At 73.6% G+C, this 21,876-nt stretch carries 20 protein-coding genes; 18 read left to right on the forward strand and 2 right to left on the reverse strand.

The genetic code is table 11. From position 1 onward, the window contains the following. The 15 genes from ABT158_RS11770 to ABT158_RS11840 all read left to right on the forward strand — a co-directional run bounded on the left by ABT158_RS11770 (nt 1) and on the right by ABT158_RS11840 (nt 16,881). A complete protein-coding gene (locus tag ABT158_RS11770) occupies nt 1-219 on the forward strand; it encodes a phosphopantetheine-binding protein (RefSeq protein WP_352324385.1) in 219 nt (72 codons plus the stop codon). Next, the gene (locus ABT158_RS11775; protein WP_352352729.1) at nt 216-1,544 is read left to right on the forward strand and encodes a flavin monoamine oxidase family protein; all 1,329 of its coding nucleotides are present in this window, start codon (nt 216-218) and stop codon (nt 1,542-1,544) included. The genes ABT158_RS11770 and ABT158_RS11775 overlap by 4 nt, the downstream gene beginning before the upstream one ends. Next, nucleotides 1,537-3,234, forward strand: coding sequence for a class I adenylate-forming enzyme family protein (locus ABT158_RS11780; RefSeq protein WP_352352730.1), 1,698 nt, complete (start codon nt 1,537-1,539; stop codon nt 3,232-3,234). Before ABT158_RS11775 ends, ABT158_RS11780 begins: the two co-directional genes overlap by 8 nt. Next, nucleotides 3,231-4,649 (forward strand): KamA family radical SAM protein, encoded by a 1,419-nt coding sequence (locus tag ABT158_RS11785; protein WP_352352731.1) that lies wholly within the window; start codon nt 3,231-3,233, stop codon nt 4,647-4,649. The genes ABT158_RS11780 and ABT158_RS11785 overlap by 4 nt, the downstream gene beginning before the upstream one ends. Next, nucleotides 4,646-5,719, forward strand: a complete 1,074-nt coding sequence (locus ABT158_RS11790; RefSeq protein WP_352352732.1) for an ATP-grasp domain-containing protein — start codon at nt 4,646-4,648, stop codon at nt 5,717-5,719. Before ABT158_RS11785 ends, ABT158_RS11790 begins: the two co-directional genes overlap by 4 nt. 5 nt (nt 5,720-5,724) lie before the next feature. Beyond that, the gene (locus tag ABT158_RS11795) at nt 5,725-6,954 is read left to right on the forward strand and encodes a phenylacetate--CoA ligase family protein (protein WP_352352733.1); all 1,230 of its coding nucleotides are present in this window, start codon (nt 5,725-5,727) and stop codon (nt 6,952-6,954) included. Nucleotides 6,955-6,956: 2 nt separating this feature from the next. Further along, nucleotides 6,957-8,213: an MFS transporter gene (locus ABT158_RS11800; protein WP_352352734.1), complete on the forward strand. Its 1,257-nt coding sequence runs from the start codon at nt 6,957-6,959 to the stop codon at nt 8,211-8,213. Continuing rightward, a complete protein-coding gene (locus tag ABT158_RS11805; RefSeq protein ID WP_352352735.1) occupies nt 8,210-9,061 on the forward strand; it encodes an SDR family NAD(P)-dependent oxidoreductase in 852 nt (283 codons plus the stop codon). Before ABT158_RS11800 ends, ABT158_RS11805 begins: the two co-directional genes overlap by 4 nt. Next, nucleotides 9,058-9,576 carry a hydroxyphenylacetyl-CoA thioesterase PaaI gene (gene paaI, locus ABT158_RS11810; RefSeq protein ID WP_352352736.1) on the forward strand — a complete coding sequence of 173 codons (519 nt, stop codon included), beginning with the start codon at nt 9,058-9,060 and terminating at the stop codon, nt 9,574-9,576. Before ABT158_RS11805 ends, paaI begins: the two co-directional genes overlap by 4 nt. Beyond that, complete coding sequence (locus tag ABT158_RS11815; protein WP_352352737.1) at nt 9,573-10,895, forward strand: MFS transporter; 1,323 nt, start codon at nt 9,573-9,575, stop codon at nt 10,893-10,895. Before paaI ends, ABT158_RS11815 begins: the two co-directional genes overlap by 4 nt. A gap of 24 nt (nt 10,896-10,919) precedes the next feature. Continuing rightward, nucleotides 10,920-12,176, forward strand: coding sequence for a phenylacetate--CoA ligase family protein (locus ABT158_RS11820; protein ID WP_352352738.1), 1,257 nt, complete (start codon nt 10,920-10,922; stop codon nt 12,174-12,176). Nucleotides 12,177-12,422: 246 nt separating this feature from the next. Then, nucleotides 12,423-14,261 (forward strand): hypothetical protein, encoded by a 1,839-nt coding sequence (locus tag ABT158_RS11825; RefSeq protein ID WP_352352739.1) that lies wholly within the window; start codon nt 12,423-12,425, stop codon nt 14,259-14,261. Next, nucleotides 14,245-15,708 (forward strand): type 1 periplasmic-binding domain-containing protein, encoded by a 1,464-nt coding sequence (locus ABT158_RS11830; protein ID WP_352352740.1) that lies wholly within the window; start codon nt 14,245-14,247, stop codon nt 15,706-15,708. Before ABT158_RS11825 ends, ABT158_RS11830 begins: the two co-directional genes overlap by 17 nt. Nucleotides 15,709-15,718: 10 nt before the next feature. Further along, nucleotides 15,719-15,841, forward strand: coding sequence for a putative leader peptide (locus ABT158_RS11835; RefSeq protein WP_352324370.1), 123 nt, complete (start codon nt 15,719-15,721; stop codon nt 15,839-15,841). 80 nt (nt 15,842-15,921) lie between these two features. Continuing rightward, the gene (locus ABT158_RS11840; RefSeq protein ID WP_352352741.1) at nt 15,922-16,881 is read left to right on the forward strand and encodes a TauD/TfdA dioxygenase family protein; all 960 of its coding nucleotides are present in this window, start codon (nt 15,922-15,924) and stop codon (nt 16,879-16,881) included. A gap of 89 nt (nt 16,882-16,970) precedes the next feature. Here ABT158_RS11840 and ABT158_RS11845 read toward each other — a convergent pair whose 3' ends face one another. Together ABT158_RS11845 and ABT158_RS11850 are read right to left on the reverse strand one after the other, a co-directional pair. Next, nucleotides 16,971-18,098 carry an acyltransferase family protein gene (locus tag ABT158_RS11845; RefSeq protein ID WP_352352742.1) on the reverse strand — a complete coding sequence of 376 codons (1,128 nt, stop codon included), beginning with the start codon at nt 18,096-18,098 and terminating at the stop codon, nt 16,971-16,973. A 69-nt stretch (nt 18,099-18,167) separates the two neighbouring features. Next, nucleotides 18,168-18,368, reverse strand: a complete 201-nt coding sequence (locus ABT158_RS11850) for a hypothetical protein (protein WP_352352743.1) — start codon at nt 18,366-18,368, stop codon at nt 18,168-18,170. 203 nt (nt 18,369-18,571) lie between these two features. Between ABT158_RS11850 and ABT158_RS11855 the strand changes: the two genes are divergently transcribed. The 3 genes from ABT158_RS11855 to ABT158_RS11865 all read left to right on the forward strand — a co-directional run bounded on the left by ABT158_RS11855 (nt 18,572) and on the right by ABT158_RS11865 (nt 21,857). Beyond that, complete coding sequence (locus ABT158_RS11855) at nt 18,572-19,891, forward strand: aminopeptidase P family protein (RefSeq protein WP_352352744.1); 1,320 nt, start codon at nt 18,572-18,574, stop codon at nt 19,889-19,891. 62 nt (nt 19,892-19,953) lie between these two features. Further along, complete coding sequence (locus ABT158_RS11860) at nt 19,954-20,859, forward strand: dihydrodipicolinate synthase family protein (RefSeq protein ID WP_352352745.1); 906 nt, start codon at nt 19,954-19,956, stop codon at nt 20,857-20,859. Further along, nucleotides 20,856-21,857, forward strand: coding sequence for a proline racemase family protein (locus ABT158_RS11865; RefSeq protein ID WP_352352746.1), 1,002 nt, complete (start codon nt 20,856-20,858; stop codon nt 21,855-21,857). Before ABT158_RS11860 ends, ABT158_RS11865 begins: the two co-directional genes overlap by 4 nt. The last annotated feature ends 19 nt before the right edge of the window (nt 21,858-21,876 follow it).

Consider the following 21,876-nt stretch of genomic DNA (forward strand, 5'->3'; position numbering starts at 1 on the left):
GTGGACGTCACCGCCGTCTCTGACATCTTCCGGCGGGTACTGGAAAACCCCGAAATAACGGATGATTCCGACTTCTTCGTCCTGGGTGGGGATTCGCTGCTCGCCACCCGCGTCCTCAGCGCGATCGCCCGCGACTGCGGCGCCGAGCTGGACTTCGACGACTTCCTCGACGCCCCAACCCCCGCCGCGCTGGCCAAGAAGATCGCGAGCCTGGCATGAGGGTCGTCGTCGTGGGAGCGGGTCTCGCGGGGCTCACCGCCGCCGCCGACCTGGCCGCGTCCGGCGCCGAGGTCACCGTGATCGAGGCCAGGGACCGCGTCGGCGGGCGTACGCACGGCATCGAGGTCGCCCCCGGCGGCTGGGCCGACGCGGGCGCGGCGTACCTGGGGGAGCGGCACACCGCGCTGACGGCCCTGCTGGCCGAGCTGGACCTGAAGACCACCCCGGCCACCGTGGGCGGCGCGGCCAGGTTCGCGCTCGGCGGCGAGCCCGGGACCGGCCGGTTCCCGCCCCTGTCGGCGGTCGCGCTGGGCGGCCTGTTCGACGCGCTGGAGGAGCTGGCCGCCGCCGTCCGCCCCGAGGCCCCCTGGCTGACCCCGGACGCCGCCCGCCTGGACGCCACGACGGCCGCGGACTGGGCCGCCGAGCATCTGACGCATCCGGACGCGCGGCTGTTCTTCCCGCTGTTCGCCGGCGAGATGATGGCCGCAGACCCGGCGGACGTGTCCGTCCTGCACCTGGCCTTCTACCTGCGCTCGGGCGGCGGGCTGCGCTACCTGAACGCCTTCGCGGGCGGCGCGCAGGAGGACCGGATCGACGGCGGCGCCCACCAGGTGTGCCTGCGCCTGGCCGCCCGGCTCGGCGACCGGGTGCGTCTCGGCGAGCCGGTGCGCGCGGTCCACCAGGACGCGACCGGCGTGGACGTCGTCACCGCGACCGGCGTCACCAGGGCGGACGTGGTGGTGGTCGCCGTGCCGCCGGTACCGGCCGACGCCGTGGAGTTCCGGCCGGGCCTGCCCGCGCCGCGGTCGGGCCCTCGTACGGCGCCCGGCTGCGCGGTGAAGGTGCACCTGGTCTACCCCGCGCCGCTCTGGCGCGAGCAGGGCCTCTCGGGCTGGTCGGTCAGCGCGGACGGCCCCCTGCTGTCCACCGTGGACGACTCGCCCGCCAATGGCTCGGCGGGCGTGCTGACCGGGTTCGTGACCGGCGCGCAGGCCAAGGCGTTCGCCGCGCTGCCCCAGCGCGAGCAGGCCGAGCGGGCGCGGGCCCAGGTCGCGCGGCTGTTCCCCGGGCTGCCCGCCCCGGACGCCTGCCACGTGACCGACTGGCTGAGCGAGGAGCACAGCCGGGGCTGCTACGCGGCGCTGTTCGGGCCGGGCGACTGGCTGCGGCTCGGCCCGCGGCTGACGACCCCCCACCAGCGGGTGCACTGGGCCGGCACCGAGACGAGCACCGAGTTCTTCGGCCTGATGGAAGGCGCCATCCGCTCAGGACACCGGGTGGCCGCGGAGATCGACGCGACGTGGAGGCACATCCATGACTGACCAGACCCCCATCGCCCCCCTGGCCGTACGGCAGGGCTTCATGACCGAGCCCGGCCTCGGCGCGGGCAACTTCCTCGACCACGCGCTCGCGGCCAACCCCAACCGGTCGGTGCCGTTCATCCACAGCCACCACACCGACCACCGCGGCCAGGTCGTGTTACGCGGCCACAGCCTGACCGACCTCGCGGCCCTGCGCGACCGGTACGCCACCTGGTACCACGCCAACGGCGTGCGGCCCGGCGAGCCCGTGGGCGTCGTCGTCGCCGAGGGACTGGAGCCGCTGCTGCACTTCCTGGCGCTGACCGCGCTCGGCGCGATCCCGGCGATGGTCAACGACGCCATGCGGGCCGACGTCATGGCCGGCTACCTGGAGCACGTCGGCGTGGTGGGCGTGGTCGCCGACGACACGACCCGGCTGCAGCTCGCCTACCGCAACACGCCGCGCGCCCGGCCCCGGTTCCTCGCCCTGGCGGCCGAGGTACGGGCCCACGACGCGGCGTCGGGCGGGCTGCCGGAGCAGTACCCGTACCGGCACGAGCCGGACGACGTGGTGGCGCTCATCCACTCCTCCGGCACCACCGGCACCCCCAAGTCCACCATCCTCGGACACCGCAGCTTCTGGGACGGCAAACAGCAGCGGATGGTGCGTTTCCCGGCGGAGCCGTACGACCGGCTGATGTCGCTCATGCCGCACACGCACGCGGGCGGGCTCAGCTACTTCCTCACCGCGGTGCTGCTCGGGCTGCCCACCGTGATCATGTCGGACTGGCGGCGGCCCGGGGTGGAGCCGGTCATGGAGGCGTTCCAGCCGACCATGGTGGCCTCGTTCCCGCGCACGTTCGTCGAGCTGGCCACCGGCGAGCTGCCCGTCAAGGGCGCGGCCCGGGTGCACTCCTGGTTCAACACCGGGGACAGCGCCCACTACGGCCACATCCGGCGGCTCGTCCAGCTCGGCGAGCGGCCCGCGGGGCTGATCAGGTCGTGGCTGCTGCCGCGCGGCGAGGCCGCCGGCGAGCCGCTGCCCGGCTCCCAGTTCGTGGACGGGCTCGGCTCCTCGGAGATGGGCATGGCGCTGTTCGGCCAGGTCACCTCCCCCGAGACGCCGCGCGCCGACCGCTGCGTGGGCAAGCCGCAGGACGCGGTGATCAAGGCCGCCGTGCTCGACGAGAACGGCCGGGAGCTGCCCGACGGCGAGGTCGGCCTGCTGGGCGTGATCACCCCGTCGCGCACCCCCGGCTACTGGAACGACGCCAGGCTGACCGGCAGCTTCGAGCTCAACGGCTACTGGCTCACCGGCGACGTCGCCCGCCGGGACGCCGAGGGCAACTTCTACCACCTCGACCGCACCGTGGACGTGATCGACACCGCGGCCGGGCCGGTCTACAGCCTGCCCGTCGAGGAGGTCCTCATCGCCGACTGCGCGGACCTCGTCCAGGACTGCTCGGTCGTCGGCGTGCCGGGGCCCGAGGGGCAGGTGCCGATCGCCGTCGTACGGGCGCAGGCCGAGGCCGCCGCGGTCACCGCCGAGGAGATCAGGGAGAAGGCCAACAAGGCGCTGGCCGACGCGGGCCTGGCCACGCTGGCCGCGGTGATCCTGGCGCGTACCGAGCAGGACTACCCGCTCGGCCCCACAGGCAAGGTGCTCAAGCGCGAGCTCCGCACCCGGCACGCGGCGCTGTTCGCCGGATGAGCCCGAACGACGACACGTCCCGCCGCCCCGCCGCCGACGTCGAGCCGGCCGCGGGGCCCGGGGCCGCCGCCGACCGCCCCTACGTGTACGCGCGGCGGGCGCTCGCCGAGCCCGACTGGCGGCGGCTGCCGGGGTGGCGCGGGGTCACCGAGGCGCAGTGGCGCGACGCCCAGTGGCAGCGCGCCCACTGCGTGCGCAACGCGGCGCAGCTCCGCGCCGTGACCGGCGACCTGCTCCAGGACGACTTCCTCGCCGACCTGGCCGCCGACGTGGCCCGGTTCGCCACCATGTCCATGCTGGTCACGCCCCAGCTGCTCAACGTCATGGCGCCGGACGAACCCGGCGGTCCGGCCGCCTTCACGGCGGCGTTCCTGGCCAACCCGGTCCGCCGCTACCTGGTGCCGGTCGCCTCCGACCGGCACCCGCTCTGGCCGAGCCATCCGCGGGCCCAGCGGGACTCGCTGCACGAGGCCGAGATGTGGGCGGTGGAGGGCCTGACCCACCGCTACCCGACGAAGGTGCTGGCCGAGCTGCTGGCCACGTGCCCGCAGTACTGCGGCCACTGCACCCGCATGGACCTGGTGGGCACCTCCACCCCGCAGGTCGTCAAGGCCAGGCTCACGCTCAGGCCGGTGGACCGGCAGGAGCTGATGCTGGACTACCTCAAGCGCACGCCCGCCGTCCGCGACGTGGTGGTCTCCGGCGGCGACCTGGCGAACATGCCGTGGCCGCGGCTGGAGGCGTTCCTGCTGCGGCTGCTGGAGCTGGAGTCCGTACGCGACATCCGGCTGGCCACCAAGGCGCTGGTCGGGCTGCCGCAGCACTGGCTCCAGCCGGCCGTGGTCGAGGGCGTGGGCCGGGTGGCCGCCGTCGCGCGGGCCCGCGGGGTGAACCTGGCCGTGCACACCCACGCCAACCACGCCCGCTCGGTGACGCCGCTGGTCGCCGAGGCCGCCGGGGCCCTGCTCGCGGCCGGCGTGCGGGACGTGCGCAACCAGGGCGTGCTTATGCGCGGCGTGAACGCCACCCCGCACGACCTGCTCGACCTGTGCTTCGCCCTGCACGGCGAGGCCGGGATCCTGCCCTACTACTTCTACGTCTGCGACCTGATCCCCAACGCCGAGCACTGGCGCACCCCGCTGCACCAGGCCCGGCGCCTCCAGGAGGCCATCATGGGCCACCTGCCCGGCTACGCCACGCCCCGGATCGTGTGCGACGTGCCCTACGTCGGCAAACGCTGGGTGCACCAGGCCGCCGCCTACGACCGGGAACGCGGCGTCTCGTACTGGACCAGGAGCCACGGGATCGGGCTGGAGCCGCCCGGCCCGGCGCGCCGCTTCCCCTTCTACGACCCGATCGACACCCTGCCCGAGCCCGGCCGCCGCTGGTGGGCGAGCCAGAAGGGAGAGTCATGAGCCCGTTGCGCCGTTTGTGCTGGATCTTCCCCGACCGGGAGTCCACCCGGGCCACCGCGATGTGGCACCCGTTCTTCTGGGACCTGTACGAGGAGGTCGCCGCCGAGCTCGGCCTGCGCTGGACCAGGAACTCCCCGGACTCGGTCACCGTGGACGCCCTGGAACCCGGCCGGCCCCGCGTCTTCGTGGACGACGAGCCCGTCACGCCCGAGGACACGCTCTTCATCACCGCCCTGTACTCCCTGCCCTACCAGTCCATGGACGTCTTCAACCAGTACGCCCTCTACGCCGTGCTGGAGGAGGCCGGCTTCTACCTGCCGTTCCCGCCGTCCCTGTCGCCGGTGGCCAACGACAAGCTGGCCACCGTCCTGCGGCTGCGCGACTCGCCCGTGCCGCCGATCCCGACCCTGCGCATCGGCACCGGCCGGGACACCGGCAAGCACCTGTACGAGGCCGCCATCGCCGGGCTCACCTACCCCGCCCTGGTCAAGCCGGCCGGCTGGTGCGGCGGCGGCGGGGTGAACCTGGCCCGCGACTCCGAGGAGCTGCGCGGCCTGGCCAGCCTCGCCCAGGGCGGCGACACGACGCTCGTCGTCCAGCCCTACCTGGGCGACGGCACCGTGGACTACCGCGTCTACGTCGTGGACGGCGAGCCGTACGCGGTCATGAAGCGCATCCCGGAGCCGGGCTCGCCGGTCGCCAACGCCAGCAGGGGCGGCACGATGGAGTTCCCGCCCGTGCCGCCCGAGCTGGCGGCGGCCACGGCGTACTTCTACGAGCGGCTGCCCATCCCGTTCTTCTGCGTCGACTTCCTGCACGACGGCGAGCGCTACTGGTTCTCCGAGCTGGAGCCCGACGGCGTGATCGCGCCCGACCTCGGCGACCCCGCCCGCACCCTCCAGCGCGACGTCACCCGCGCCCGCTGGACGTCCTACCGCGACGGCCACGCCCGCTTCCTCAAAGACCGCCACCCGCAGGACCGCCTTCCGCAGGACCACCACCCGCAGGACCACCTTCCGCAGGACCGCTTCAAGCAAGACCGTCTTCCGCACGACCCCGAGAGCTGGTGACCCCCATGACCGAATCGTTCTCGCTGACGTCCGCGGCGGCCGAGCCGCTGCTGCGCGTCCCGAGGCGCTCGCTGGAGCGGCTGAGGAGCGTGCCCGCGCTCGCGCCGCGCTACGAGGGCCACGAGAAGGTGCTCACGCTGGAGGACCTGGCCGCCCTGCCGCCGCTGGTCAAGGACGACCTCAACGTCGCGCTCGCGCACCTGGAGCCCAAGGCCGGACAGGGCGCGACCTGGCTCTTCCAGAGCGGCGGCAGCACCGGCGCGCCCAAGGTCGGCTACGCCCCCACCGGCTTCTACATGGACGGCGTGCACCGCCACTGGCAGCCGCTCGAACCGGACGACGTCTTCGTCAACGCCTGGGGCGCCGGCCGCATGTGGGGCGCCCACTTCCTGGCCGCCGCCTTCGCCGACCTGTCCGGCTGCCGGGTCATCGCCCTGGGCTCGGTCGGCAAGGAGGAGTACGGCGACTGGCTCGGCTTCTTCGCCGACCGGAAGGTGACCGCGTTCGGCGGCACGCCCAGCGTGCTGCGGCTGTGGTTCGCCCACGCCCGCGCGGCCGGCCTGCGCCTGCCCGCGCTGCGCAAGGTGCTCTGGCTGGGCGAGGCCTGGCATCCCCAGCTCGACGAGGACCTGGCCGAGGTCGCCCCGGACGCCCGCCGCTGGGGCATGTTCGGCAGCACCGAGACCTGGGTCGCCGCCACCAACACCCCGGACTGCCCGGCCGACGTCTTCCACCCGCTGCCCGACCAGCTCGTGCACAGCGACGCCGACGAGCTGCTGGACTTCACCACGCTCAACCCCGACATGCTCAACCCGGTGCTGCGTTACCGCACCGGCGACGCCGGCCGCCTCGTCTCCTGCCCGTGCGGCCGGGACGGCAGGGCGCTGCGCATCCTGGGCCGCCGCGACTCGGTCGTCCAGGTGCGCGGCCTCGGCCTGCACGTGGACGACGTCGTCGCCCGGGCCGAGCGCGAGCCCGGCGTGCTGCGCGCCCAGGTCCTGATCACCCAGCGGCAGGGCCGGGTCTCCGGCGTGGACGTGCTGCTGCTGACCGGCCCCGAGACCCCGCCCGACCTGCCAGAACGGCTGCGCCACGACCTCCTGGCCGGCACCTTCACCCTCAGCACGGCCTTCCAGCACGACCCCGGCTCCTTCCTCGTCCGGACGGTCGGCGCGCTGATCGGCAACGACCGCACCGGCAAGACGTCCTCCTTCGTCGTGCGGGAGGAGCAGTGAGGATGCCGGGGTCGCTCGGCAGGGAGTTCGGCCTCTACTGGAGCGGCCAGACGGTGAGCCTGCTCGGCGACCGGATCACCGTGTTCGTCGTGCCGACGCTGATGATCTTCGTGTTGCACGCCTCCGCGCTGGAGGTCGGCATCGTGGCCATGGCCCAGTACCTGGGCATCCCGCTGCTCGGGCCGATCGCCGGGGTGCTCGTGGACCGGTGGGACAAGCGGCTGACCATGGTCGTGTGCGACCTCGTCCGGCTGGTGGCGGTGGGGGTCATCCCGGTCGCGTACTGGTGCGGGGTGCTCTCGACGCCGGTGCTGTTCGTGTGCGTGGCGCTGATCAGCGGCGCGACCATCTTCTTCAACATCGGCTACCTCGTCGCCGTGCCCACGACCGTGCCGCAGGACCGGCTGGTGCGGGCGTACTCGCGGCTGGAGGGCAGCAGCACGGTGTCGGAGGTGGCCGGGCCGTCGATCGCGGCGGGCCTGTACCACCTGCTCGGCGTCGCCTCGCTGCTCGTGGACGCGGCCAGCTACCTGGTCTCGGCGGCCTGCCTGCGGGCCATGAAGCCGTGGGGCGTCACGACCGGGGAGCGGGTGCCGGTGCGCTCGCGGCTGATGCTCGGCTTCCGGCTGAACTGGGCCGACCCGGTGCTGCGCCGGGTGGTGCTGGCCGCGGTGGTGCTCAACTCGGGCGGGCCGGTCTTCGTCACGGTCCTGCCGGTGCTGGCCTACCAGGGGCTCGGCGTCTCGGTGGGCGTGTTCGGCGCGGCGATGTCGGCGGCGGCCGTCGGCGCGGTGCTCGGCGCGGTGGCCGCCCCGAAGATCAGCGACCGGCTCGGGCTCGGCCGGACCATGGCCTGGGCGCTGCTGCTGCACTGCCTGGTCGGCCTCGGCGTGCTGGCCGCGCCCGCGCTGCCCGCCGCGCCGGTGATCGGCGTGACGTTCGGCTGCTACGGCTTCTTCATGTCGTGCATCAACGTGTGCAGCGCGCCGATCCGGCAGTCGCGGATGGCCGCCGAGAACCAGGGCGTCATGCACGCCGCGTTCCGCACGGCGACCTGGGGGGTGATCCCGCTGGCCGCGCTCGCGGGCGGGTCGGCGGTCACCCTGCTGACGCCCGCGCTGGGCGTGCTCGGCGCGGCGCAGGCCGTCATGGCCGGCGGCACGCTGCTGGCCGCGTTCTCGTTCCTGCCCGCCTCGGGGATCCAGGCCCACATGGACCGGGCCGAGCCGCGGGCGCACCTGGCGGGGAGCGCGTCATGACGACCGTGCTGATCACCGGGACCTCGTCGGGGATCGGGCTGGCCACCGCGGTGACCGCCGCGCGGGCCGGGCTGACGGTGGTGGCCACCATGCGCGACCCCGGCCGCGACGGCGACCTGCGCGCGGCGGCCGACCGGGCCGGCGTCACCCTGGACGTCCGCCGGCTCGACGTCACCGACCCCGCCTCGGCGCGGGCGTGCGTGAAGGGCGTGCGCGAGACGTACGGAGGGCTGGACGCGCTGGTCAACAACGCGGGCGTGTCGAACTTCGACCCCACGATGGAGATGTCCACGGCGGCGGCGCTGCGCGCCAACTTCGAGGTCAACTTCTTCGGGGTGATCGAGGTGAGCCGGGTGGCGATGCCGCTGCTGCGGGCCGCCGGAGGGCGTCTGGTGACGGTCGGCAGCGTGCACGGCGTCGTGGGCCAGCCGTTCAACGAGGCGTACGCGGCGGCGAAGGCGGCGGTCGAGGGGTTCATGGAGAGCCTGGCGCCGGTCGCGGCCGCGCACGGCGTACGGGTGAGCGTGGTGGTGCCCGGCTTCGTCTCCGACACCCGGTTCGGGATTTTTCCGGACATCAACCGGAAGACCATCCGGGCCGCCTCCGGCCCGTACGCCCCGGCCTTCGACGCCTACCTCGACTGGGTGTGCGGCCCCGGCTGGGAGGGCGCCGGCCAGACCTCCTGGCAGGTGGCCGACGTGATCGTGGCCGCGCTGACCGCCGCCGACCCGCCCTTCCGCATCCCGACCGGGCCCTGGGTGTCGCGGTACGTGGCCGGCAAGCTCGCCGACCCCGACGGCTCGGCCGTCCAGGCCATGGCCAGGACCTGGCTCGGAGCCACCCCATGACCGCCCCCGCGACCGGCTCCGCGACCGGCTCCGCGACCGGCCCCGCGACCGGCCCCGCGACCGGCCCCGCGACCGGCCCCGCGACCGGCCCCGCGACCGGCCCCGCGACCGGCCCCGCGACCGGCCCCGATCCGGCCTGCCGGGCGCTCGGCATCGCGCTGGAGGAGGCCGCCGGCGGCCGGGCCCGGCTGCGCATGCGCGTCACCGAGGACATGGTGAACGGGCACGGCGTCGCCCACGGCGGCTACCTGTTCCTGCTCGCCGACGCCGCCTTCGACCACGCCTGCAACAGTCGCGGCCCGGTCATGCTCGCCCACAGCGCCCAGGTGACGTTCCTTCGCCCCGCCGCGGCGGGCGACGTGCTGGTGGCCGAGGCCACGGAACGGGCAAGACACGGTCGGCACGGCGTCTACGACGTCACCGTACGCCGCCCGGCCGGGGAGGTCGTCGCCGAGTTCCGCGGCCACGGCGTCGTGGTCGCCGGCCGTCCCATCGACGAAAGGAAGACCCCATGAGCGGGCAGAACCGGCGGACCGGACGCTGGATCGAGCACTGGGAACCCGAGGACCCGGGGTTCTGGGCGGCCGTCGGACGCCGCGTCGCCACCAGGAACCTGATCTTCTCCATCTTCGTCGAGCATCTCGGCTTCGCGGTGTGGCTGCTGTGGAGCGCCGTCGTCGTCCTGCTGCCGCAGGCGGGCTTCCCGTTCACCGTCGACCAGCTCTTCTGGCTGGTCGCGGTGCCGAACCTGGTCGGCAGCACGCTGCGGCTGCCCTACACCTTCGCCGTCTCGGCCTTCGGCGGGCGCAACTGGAACGTGGCCAGCGCCCTGCTGCTCCTGGCGCCGACGGGGCTGCTGGCCTGGCTGGTCACCGACCCGGCCACGCCCTACTGGATGTTCCTGGCCGCCGCGGCCACGGCGGGGCTCGGCGGCGGCAACTTCGCCTCCTCCATGGCCAACGTCTCCTACTTCTACCCGGAGCGGCGCAAGGGGTTCGCGCTGGGCGTGAACGCGGCCGGCGGGAACCTGGGCGTGGCGGTCGTGCAACTGCTGATCCCGCTGGTTGCGGCGGGCGGCCTGGCCTACGCGGGGCTGGTGTGGCTGCCGTTCATCGTGGCCGCCGCGCTGTGCGCGTACCTGTTCATGGACAACCTGGCCGTCGCCAGGACCGGCTTCGGCACCCAGGGCAGGGCGTTCCTCCGTCCGCACACCTGGGTCATGTCCTTCCTGTACATCGGCACCTTCGGCTCGTTCATCGGTTACTCGGCGGCGTTCCCGCTGGTCGCCAAGTCGGTGTTCGCGCAGTCCGCCTCGCCGTACCTGGCCTTCCTCGGGCCGCTGGCCGGGTCGCTGGCGCGGCCGGTCGGCGGCTGGCTGGCCGACCGGCACGGCGGCGCCAGGGTCACCTCGTGGTCGTTCGTCGCCATGGCCGCCGGGGCGGTGGCCGCGCTGGCCGCGCTCGGACAGCACAGCTTCCCGCTCTTCCTGGGCGCGTTCCTGGTGCTGTTCGTCGCCTCGGGGGCGGGGAACGGGTCCACGTACCGGATGATCCCGGCCATCTTCACCGCGCAGGCCCGGCACGGCTCGCCGGACGCGCGGCTGCAAGCCAGGCGCGAGGCCGCGGCGGCCATCGGCATCGCCTCCGCGGTCGGCGCGTTCGGCGGGTTCCTCATCCCCCGCGGCTTCGCCGTCTCGCTGGCCGGGACGGGTTCCGTCGCGCCCGCCCTCCAGGTGTTCATCGGCGCCTACGCCGTCTTCCTGGCCACCAACTGGTGGTTCTACCGCCGCCGGGTGCTGGCGCGGGTCCCGAGCCTCGCCCACAGCCGGATCTGAGCATCGACGACCAAGGAGTGACCCATGCCCGCCAAGTCCCTGCGTGACCTGATCGACTTCGCCCGGCGGCACTCGCCGTTCTACGCCGACCTCTACCGCGACCTGCCCGACGGCGTGGACGACCTCACCGCGCTGCCGATCATCGACCAGAACGCCTTCTGGGCCGCCAACACCTACCCGGACAACAGGCTGCTGACCGGCCCCCTGACCGACGCCGGCGTCTACGCCTCCGGCGGCACCACCGGGGCGCCCAAGTTCTCCCCCTGGACGCGCTCCGAGCACGCCGACTCGGTGACCGCGTTCGGCGCCGGCATGGTGCGGGCGGGGCTGCGGCCCGGCCACCGGGTGGCGAACCTGTTCTCCGCCGGCGAGATGTACGGCGGCTTCCTCTACATCGAGCACGCCCTGCACAACGCCCCCGTGGACAACGTGCGCCTGCCCATCGCCTGCCACGCCGAGGACGGCTACATCGCCGACCTGATCGAGCTGTTCGGCGTGCACGTGCTGGCGGGGCCGCCGATGAAGCTCGGCAAGGTGGCCGAGGCGGTGATCGCGCGCGGGCGCGGCGCGGACACCGTGGAGCTGCTGCTGTTCGCCGGTGACCTGCTCTTCGACGACCTGCGTCCGCAGCTCGCCAAGGCCTTCCCCGGCGCGGCGATCGCCTCGCTCGGCTACGCCTCCGTGGACGCGGGGCTGATCGGCGGCCCCGTGGCGGGCGCGGACGTGCGGGTGCACGCGGCGTTCCCCGACCGCACCCTGGTGGAGCTGCTCGACGAGGTGACCGGCGAGCCGATCACCACGCCCGACGTGCGCGGACGGGTGGTCGTCACCAACCTGTTCAGGACGCTGATGCCGGTCATCCGCTACCCGGTCGGCGACCTGGGGGAGTGGATCGACGCGGAATGCCGGGCCTTCCGGCTGGTCGGCAGGACGTCGGAGGGGGCCAGGGTGGAGACGGTGGCGATGTCCAGCGAGGCCGTCCGGGCCGTGCTGGTCGCCGCCGACCCGGACCGGGCGATGTCGGCGATGCAGATGGTCCAGCGCCGCTGGGACGGCAAGGACGGCCTGCTGCTCCGGCTGGCCTGCACGCAGGAGCCGCCGCCCGGCCTGACCCAGCGGCTCGTGGACGCCGTGTACGCGGCCAAGCCGCTCTACCCGAAGTCCGTGGCCGAGGGCCTGGTGCACCCGCTGGCCGTCGAATGGGTGCGGCCGTCCGAGCTGGTGACGCACCCGCGTACTGGGAAGGTGCTGCAGGTGGTGGACGAGCGCCCGCACCCCTGACCCGGGCCGGAGCCTCCGGCGTCGGCCGGAGGCTCCGGATACATCCGGATTTTTCCGTCGTAGCCCAGTGCTTCGTTTCTATGATGGAAACGAGCGTCCGCGGGGCGATGCTCACCCAGGGCTCACCCAGGGCTCACCCAGGGCTCAATCAGGCTCATTCAGGCTCACTCGGGCACGCACCAGCTGACGACGACCCGGCAGGTTGCTGCGATGGCGGATTCGTTCAACGACGCTCACCTTCGCCTGGTGACGAAGGAGTGCCTCCCGCTCGGGAGCGGCGACCGGCTCCCGGTCATCGTGCTGCTCGGCCCCGACGGCACCGACCGCGAGGTGTGCCTCACCCGCGTCTGGAGGAGCGTCACCAGGCCCGAGTCGCCCCGGGTGCGGGTGGACTTCCGGCTGCCGGGGCTGCGCGACGCGCCGGTGGTCAAGACCGTCGAGCGCATCGCCCACGACCTGATGGAGACCTCCAGCGTCCGGCTGCCTCGGGTGGTCTTCGCGCTGCACGTGCTGGCCCTGGACCCGCGGGACCGCTCCGACAACGAGTTGGCCGGCGAACTGGACGACCTCGTGGACGGCGGCGACCCCGAGCGGCTGTCCGACGCCCTGTCCCTGCTGCGCGACCTGCTCGGCCGCATCCCGGGGGCCGAGCCGCTGGCCGCGCTCACCTCGGTGCTCCAGTACGCCGCGCGGGGCCAGCGCCGCCGCGTGGTCAGGCTGCTCAACGACAAGGGCAGGACGTGGCTGGCCGCCCAGATGGCCAACGGCAACGTGATCGACCTGGCCAGACGGCGGGACGGCCACGGCGGCGACCCGTCCGGGTCCGCCGGGGCGATCCTGTGCCGGGCCCTCGTCGCCGACCTCACCGACTCCTGGTCCAAGAGCCACCGGCACGCCCGCAGCTGCCTGCTGCTGCTGGAGGGGGCCGAGACCGCGGCGGGCCGCGCGCTGCTCAGGGCGCTCGGCCCGGCCAAGGGCGCCGATCCGCTGCTGGTGGTGGCGGAGTCGAAGGAGTGGCTGCCGATGGGCGGCTCGTGGGCGCGTCCCGGCACGGTCGTGCCCGGCGCGGCCCACCCGCCCACACTGGCGGAGGCGAGCTACCGCGACTGGCGGGCCGGCTACGACGCCAGGGAGCAGCCGTGGTGGTACCCCGTGCTGATGCCGCCGCTGGAGGCCGACAGGTCGCGCGCCTACGCCTCGGCCGTCCGGGAGCTGACCGGCGGCCATCCGGCCGTGACCCGGCGCCTGGGCAGGCTCGCCGCCACGGCCCAGGACGACGACGCCTTCCGCGCCGTCGTGTGCCGCGAGGACCTGCTGCGCTGGCCCGACCGGCTGCACCTGGCCCACCTGGACGAGCTCACCGACTGGGCGGCGGCCAGGAACGTGGACGACGCCGAGAGCGCCCTGCTCAAACGGGCCGGCCGGACGCCGAACCTGCGCAACGAGCTGGCCGACCTGCTCTGGCTCGACCGCCGTCCGGAGGAGCGGGACCCGCACGGCCGCTACGAGGGGGCGCGCGGCCCCCAGGTCACCGTGATCCACCCGTGGCTGCGGCGGCTGCTGCTGCACCGGCTCGCCGTCACCGGCCGCTGGGACGACGTGCACGGCGACCTGGAACGTTTCCACCTCGGCCCCGGAGGCGAGGAGAACCCGCGCAGCCTGCACCACCGCCTGGCCCGCGTCGGCCGGGACGACCCCGAAGGCCATCTGACCCACGTCGCCGATCACCTGAACCGGCTCTTCGACCGGCTCGACGTGCGCGAGGACGGCCGCAGCCGCCTGCCGGAATGGCTGGCCGGCTTCAACGAGGTGACCACCGCCCCCAACCGGCTGCCGCTGGTCACCCCCCTGGACGAGCTGTACGACTCCCTGGTGGCGACCGCCGCCCCGCACGAGCGCGGGGACTGGCTCGTCGTGGTCAGGGCCCTGGTCGTGGACCGCTGGTTCTGGCTCGACCCGCTGCTCGACCCGTCCGGGAGCCGGGCCGAGCAGATCGCGCGCGGGCTGCGGGACCTGGCCAGGCGGTCGACCACCAGTCCGGCGATCTTGTTACGGGAGGCCGACAGGTATGAGCGACGACGGTGACCTCGGCACGGCCGGGGCGGGCGATCCGGCGCCGGCGGAGGTCGGTGCGAAGTGGGCGGCGGGCCGCCGCAACCGCGTCCTGCTGCGCAGGGCGCTGGCGGGGGTGCTCGTCGTGGCGGCCGTCGTCGTCCTCGGGCTCTACGTCAGGACGTCGCGGCTCACCGACGACAGCGACGCCTTCGGCCCCGACCTGGCCCCGGTCATGAGCCGCATCGCCGCCGAGAACGCCGCGGTGGAGAAGGAGCACCCGGACGACTACGTGACCGTCGTCGCGATGTTCCCGATGACCGGCTCCCTCACCGACATCGCCCTGAACCGAGAGAGCATCAGGCACGGCCTGGAGGGCATCCACCTGGCGCAGGTGTGGCGCAACCGGCAGCCGTCCTCGCCGCCGTACGTGCGGGTGCTGGTCGCCAGCGACGGGCCGCAGGACTGGGAGCCGACGGTCGAGGCCGTCCGGGACCGGACCGCGCAGGAGCACATCGTGGCCGTGACCGGGCTGGGCGCCAGCACCGGCGCGACCCGCAGGACGGTCGCGAGCCTGAGCGCGAGCCGGTACGCGATGGTCTCGGCGGTCATCACCTCCGACGAGCTCACCGGCTTCCCCGGCCTGGCCCGCGTCGCGGCCCTGAACAGCGAGCAGGCCCAGGCCGGGGTGGTGCACGCCAGGAAGGTCAACCCGGGGCTCAAGGCGGTCGTGATCAAGGACCTCAACCCGGCCGACAGCTACGTCAAGACCCTCGCCCGGTTCTACACCGGCTCGCTGGCCGGCCGGGAACGCGTGATGGAGCTGTCGTTCGACTCCTCGACCAGGTTCTCCGGCACCGTGCTCGACGTGATCGCCGAGCGCGTCTGCAACTCGGGCGCGAACACCGTCCTGTACGCCGGGCGCAGCGAGCAGCTGCCCGCGCTGATGCAGGCGCTCAGCCAGCGCGAGCGGTGCGTCCGGCCCGGCGTCACCGTGGTCACCGGGGACGACGCCAGCGAGATGAACCGCAAGGTCGACCTCGGCATGTGGGGGGACACCCGGATCCGGCTCTTCTACACGGCCCTGGCCCACCCGGCGAGCCTCGCGCTGCCCGGCGGCGAGGTGCTCACGGCGATCCGGGCCAGGTTCGAGGGCGACGACCCCGACAGCTTCCGGCGCATGTTCCCGCACGAGAGCCTCGACGACGGCATGGCCATCATGCACCACGACGCCATGTTCGTGGCCCTGGAGACGGCCAAGGCGTTCGCCCGCGAGCCGGACGTGCCCTCGCCGCAGGACATGGCGAACATGCTGACCAGCGGCACGGTGTCGGTCGAGGGCGCCAGCGGCCCGATCAGGATCGTCGAGGGCGGCGCCCGCCAGACCAAGGAGATCCCGATCCTCCAGCTCAACCCGGACGGCACCTCGGCGTACTCGGGCCGGGTCACGGTGACGGACGGCGGTCCCGGCCGGAGCTGACCGGGTTTTCATGTATTACCTATTGCTTTTGTGGGAAATTTCGCGCAGGATCAGAGGCGTGAAGAGCCTTCTGGTGGCCCGCCTCCACGTCGACCTCCGGCGGCAGGCGAGCGCGCTCTGTGCCGTGCGGTGACCTCCGGGTCCCCGCTCTCCTCGGACGCCCCGGCGTCCTTCCCCCAGACCTTCCCCGAAGCTCAGAGGAGTGGCCGAACCATGTCGACACCCACCAGCGTGCTCACCGTCCGGCGCGTCGCCGGGCACATCGGCGCCGAGATCACCGGCGTCGATCTGGCCCACCCGCTCGATCCGTCCGTGGTCGAGGAGATCCGCCGGGCGCTGCTCGCGTACAAAGTCGTGTTCTTCCGCGGGCAGGAGCTCGACCACGCCGCGCAGATCGCCTTCGCCCGCCAGTTCGGCGAGCTGACCCACGCCCACCCGCACGAGGACGCGCCGCCCGAGGAGTTCCCGCAGATCCTGACCATCGACCCCCGCCGGTACGAGAAGCGTTACGGCGTCAACTACCGCGAGCTCTACCAGAGGAGGCGCTACTCCTACTTCTCCGGCTGGCACACCGACGTCACCGCCGCCGTCAACCCGCCCGCCGCCTCGATCCTGCGGGCCGAGACCGTGCCGGAGTTCGGCGGCGACACCCAGTGGACGAACCTGGTGGCCGCCTACGAGGGCCTGTCCGCGCCGCTGCGCGACCTGGTGGACGGCCTGCGCGCCGAACACCGCTTCCTGGCCGGCTACCAGGCCGCCGACGAGGACGGCAAGCTGGTCAAGCGCATCAACGACAACCTGCTGATCTCCGTGCACCCGGTGGTGCGGGTGCATCCGGAGACCGGTGAGCGGGCGTTGTTCGTCAACCCCGGCTTCACCGACCACATCGTGGGCCTGTCGGCCGTGGAGAGCCGCCGCATCCTCGACCTGCTGTACGAGCAGCTCACCCGGCCCGAGTACACCGTGCGGTTCCGCTGGCAGCCCGGCAGCGTCGCCTTCTGGGACAACCGCGCCACCGCCCACCTCGCCCCGTCCGACCTCGACCACCTCGACGTGCCGCGCACGCTGCACCGGGTCACGCTGATCGGCGACCGTCCCGTCGGACCCGACGGGTTCGTCTCGGAGATCGTGGCCGGAAGGGAGTTCAGGGCGCAGTCACTCGTGGTCGCCTGACGACGGCGGCCACCTCCGCGAGCGGGACCCGCTCGCGGCACCGGACGCGCGGGCGGGGGCTGGGGGGTGCCCGCCCGCGGCGTCGGTCCCTACTTCCGGACGGGGGCGCGCGACCCGCTCAGCCGGCGGCCGAGCCGCTGGGCCGGGGCCTCGATCACGTGGTACGTCACCAGGCACAGGGGGATCAGGACCAGGTAGTACACCACCAGGTTCGGCAGCAGGCGCAGCAGCAGGGGATGCAGCAGGTAGACGGAGAAGCTGATCACGCCGAGCCGGGTCAGGACGCGCGGGAACGGCCTGTGGCGCAACGCCAGCCCCACCCCGAACACGGCGAACGCGAGCACGAGCGCGGGCGCCCATCCCGGGTCGTCCTTGGCGGGGACGCCGCAGGCCAGCACCGCCAGGCAGGCGAGCCCGGCGGTCCGCCAGGAGATCACGCCCTGCTCGGCGCGGTACAGCGCGGTCCCGGCGAACATGGCGGCCAGGATGATCACGCCCTGCCAGGTGCCGGCCCGGCTGCCCAGGACCACCAGCGCCAGCCCGAGCAACCCGCCCGCCGCGGCGGCCGCCGTACGGGCCCGGCCGTCCCCGAGGACGGTGACCGCGATCGCCGCCACGACCGCGAGGACGAGCAGCGCGGCGGTCAGGTCGGCCCCGCCGTTGATCGAGGCGCCCGGCAGCAGCAGCCCCGCCGGCACGGCCAGCGCCGCCAGCGCGACGGCGATCCCCGCCGACCTGCGGGCCTGCCCGGTCGCGAACAGCGCCACGCTGATCAGGTAGAACGCCATCTCGTACGACAGCGTCCAGGTCACGCCGATGACGGGCGGCAGGTTGACCAGCTCCTGCAGCATCGTCAGGTTGCCGAGCGCGACCAGGGGCGCGGGACGTTCGCCGAGGCGCGGGTCCAGCGGGACCAGGCCCGTGAGGGCGAGCAGGAACGCCAGGCCGAGGGCGGCGAGCAGCAGCGGCAGCAGGCGGAAGGCCCGCCCGGTCCAGAAGGCGCGCAGGTCGCCGCGCCGTTCCAGGGACGCCGGGATGATGTAGCCGCTGACCAGGAAGAACACGAAGACGCCCCACGTGCCGAGGTCGATCCTGCGGTCCACGACCGCCCACGCGGCGGGGACGAAGGACCAGCCCGCGTGGTGCGCGGTGACGGCCAGCGCGGCGGGCCCCCGCAGGGCGTCCAGCCAGGCCAGCCGGGCGGAGGCGGGGGACATCTGTCGGATTCTAGGCCATTTGCGACAGAACCCTCCGTGAGCGGACGGCCGCCTGGGTCGCGCCCGCGCTCAGCGGGACGGCGAACGCCGCAGGCGCAGGCCGATCGCCACGACGGCGACGCCCACCAGCAGGACCGCCGGCCCGATGACCGCCCAGGCGGTGTCGCCGGTCATCACGCTGCCGCCCACCACGCCCAGTCCCTGGAGCGCCCAGAGCCCGCCCACCAGGGCCAGCAGCACGCCGACGACGATGAGGATCCAAGAGGTCATCGTTCTTCCCGTCTCTCGTCCGGCCGCGCTCGTCCGCTGCGGGGGCTCCGTGTGCGTGATGATCGCGTGGCTTCCGCAGAGTAACCGAGCCTTTGTCACGATATGCGGATTTTTCTGGTCACCTCTTGGCGGCGGCTTCCTGTCGTCCTAGTGTTCAGTGCAATGCCACACATTACTGAGCCCTATGGAAGGAGTGATCATCGGTGCGTGACGGCAGGCCCCCGAGGCTGTCCGAGATCCCCGCGTTCGCCGCGTACATGAACACCGGCTGGGGCACCCCCGACCGCACGCCGCGCGTGGTGCCCGGCGCGGCCGAGGCCGCCGCCGCCCACCGGGCGCGGCTGGCCGAGGCGCTGCCCGGCCGGAAAGTCGTGCTGGCCGCGGGGCAGGCCCCGATCCGCAGCAACGACATGGCCTACGACTTCCGCGCCGGCAGCGACTTCGTCTGGCTGACCGGCTGCCAGATCGAGAACGCCGTCGTCGTGCTGGAGGACGACGAGGCCACCCTCTACGTGCCGCCGCCCGCCGGCCCCGGCGACCCGGCGTTCTTCACCGACTCCAGGTACGGCGAGCTGTGGGTGGGCGCCGCGCCCGGCCTGGACGACTGGGCGAAGGCGCTGGGCGTCCCGGTCAAGCCGCTGGCGGAGCTGACCACCGAGGTGACGGACGACCAGGAGGCCGGCCGGGTCCTCGCCGAGCTGCGCATGTACAAGGACGACTGGGAGCTCGGCCAGCTGCGCGAGGCGGTGGACCGCACCGTCGAGGGGTTCGCCGCCGTCCTCCGCGAGATCCCCGCCGCCGTGGCCGGGCGCGGCGAGCGGTGGCTCCAGGGCACCTTCGACCGGTACGCCCGCGCCTACGGCAACGGCCCCGGCTACCCCTCCATCGTCGGCTCCGGCCCGCACGCGCCCACCCTGCACTGGGTGCGCTGCGACGGCCCGGTGACCCCCGGCGAGCTGCTCCTGCTCGACCTCGGCGTCGAGGCGGAGAGCTGCTACACCGCCGACGTCACACGCACCTTCCCCGTCTCCGGCCGCTTCACCCCGGCCCAGCGGCAGGTGCACGACCTGGTCGAACGGGCCCACCGGGCGGCGCTCGCCGCGGTCGCCCCCGGCCGCCGCTTCAGCGACTTCCACCACGCCGCCATGGAGGTCGTCGCGCACGGCCTGGCCGACTGGGGCCTGCTGCCGGTCTCGGTGGACGAGGCGCTGTCCGACGCCGGCCAGCACCACCGCCGCTACCTGGTCTGCGGCGTCGGCCACCACCTCGGCCTGGACGTGCACGACTGCGGCCGGGCGAGCCAGGAGTCCTACCAGGACGCCGTCATGGCCCCCGGCATGGCGCTCACCGTGGAGCCCGGCCTGTACTTCCACCCGCACGACCTCACCGTCCCGCCGGAGCTGCGCGGGGTCGGCGTCCGGATCGAGGACGACCTGGTGGTCACCGAGCAGGGCGCCGACGTGTTGTCGGCCGCGCTGCCCCTGGACGCCGACGGCCTGGAGAAGTGGATGGCCGCCGGGTAGGTAGTCGCTGTGACATTGCACCGCATAATCTCTCGAATATCCCCATGTGAGGAGACCTCAGCATGACCACCTCCGCCACGCCGTGGCGCGGCATCCACGTCGCGACGGCCCTGCCCTTCGCCGACGACCTCTCCGTGGACTACGACGGGTTCGCCGAGCACGTGCGCTTCCTGGCCGAAGGCGGCTGTGACGGTGTGACGCCCAACGGCTCGCTGGGCGAGTACCAGACGCTCACGCCGGAGGAGCGGGCCCGCGTCGTCGAGACGGCCGTCCAGGCCGCGCCGCCCGGGTTCGGCGTCATGCCGGGCGTGGCCGCGTACGGCTCCATGGAGGCCCGCCGGTGGGCCGAGCAGGCCGCCGAGGCAGGGGCCACGTCCGTGCTGCTGCTGCCGCCGAACGCCTACCGGGCCCCGCGCGAGGCCGTCGTCGCCCACTACCGGGAGGTCGCCAAGGCCGGGCTGCCGGTCGTGGCCTACAACAACCCGTTCGACACCAAGGTCGACCTGACCCCCGCCCTGCTGGCCGAGCTGTACCACGAGGGCCTGATCGTCGGCGTCAAGGAGTTCACCGGCGACGTGCGCCGCGCGTACGAGATCGCCGAGCTGGCGCCGGAGCTGGACCTGCTCATCGGGGCCGACGACGTGCTGCTGGAGCTGGGCCTGGCCGGGGCCGTCGGCTGGATCGCCGGGTACCCGAACATGATCCCGCAGTCCACCACCCGCCTGTACCGGCTGGTCACCTCGGGCGACCCCGCCGACCTGCCCGAGGCGCTGCGCGTCTACCGCGACCTGCACCCGCTGCTGCGCTGGGACTCCAAGCCCGAGTTCGTGCAGTCGATCAAGCTGTCCATGGACCTGGCCGGGCGCAGGGGCGGCGCCTGCCGTCCGCCGCGGCTGCCGCTCGCGCCCGAGCTGGTCGCCCGCATCACCGCCGACACCGAGGCCGTCCTGGAAAAGGGCTACAAGTGAGATCACGTCGCACCTTCCACGCCGTCGACTCCCACACCGAGGGCATGCCCACCCGCGTGATCGTCGGCGGCGTCGGCGCCATCCCGGGGGCGACCATGGCCGAGCGCCGGCTGTGGTTCATGGAGAACAGCGACGACGTGCGCACGCTGCTCATGTACGAGCCGCGCGGCCACGCCGCGATGAGCGGGGCGATCCTCCAGCCGCCCACCCGGCCCGACGCCGACTACGGCGTGCTGTTCATCGAGGTCTCCGGGCTGCTGCCGATGTGCGGCCACGGCACGATCGGCGTGGCGACCGTCCTGGTGGAGACCGGGATGGTGCCCGTGGTCGAGCCGGTCACCACGATCCGGCTCGACACGCCGGCCGGGCTCGTGGTGGCGTCCGTGGCGGTCGAGGACGGCGCGGCGACCTCGGTGACCATCCAGAACGTGCCCTCGTTCGCGTACGCGCTGGACCGCAAGGTCGAGGTGCCCGGCTTCGGGGAGATCGGCTACGACCTGGCCTTCGGCGGCAACTTCTACGCCTTCGTGGAGCTGGCCGAGCTGGGGCTGCCCTTCGACCGGGCCCGCGCCGGCGACCTGCTGTCGGCCGGGCTCGCGATCATGGACGCCGTCAACGAGCACGACCGCCCGGTCCACCCCGAGCGGCCCGACATCAACGGCTGCCACCACGTCTACCTGGCCGCCCCCGGCTCGACGGCGCAGCTGTCCAGGCACGCCATGGCCATCCACCCCGGCTGGTTCGACCGCTCGCCGTGCGGCACCGGCACCAGCGCCCGCATGGCCCAGTTCCACGCCCGCGGCGAGCTGGCCCTCGGCGACGACTTCGTCAACGAGTCGTTCATCGGCACCCGCTTCACCGGACGGCTGCTCCGCGAGACCACCGTCGGCCCGCTGCCCGCCGTGCTGCCCTCGATCACCGGACGCGCCTGGGTCACCGGCACCTCGCAGTTCCACCTCGACCCGACCGACCCCTTCCCGGCGGGGTTCCTGCTGTGAGCCGCCGGGCGGGCGGCGC

The organism is Nonomuraea sp. NPDC001636 (genome assembly GCF_040298265.1).
GTDB lineage: Bacteria > Actinomycetota > Actinomycetes > Streptosporangiales > Streptosporangiaceae > Nonomuraea.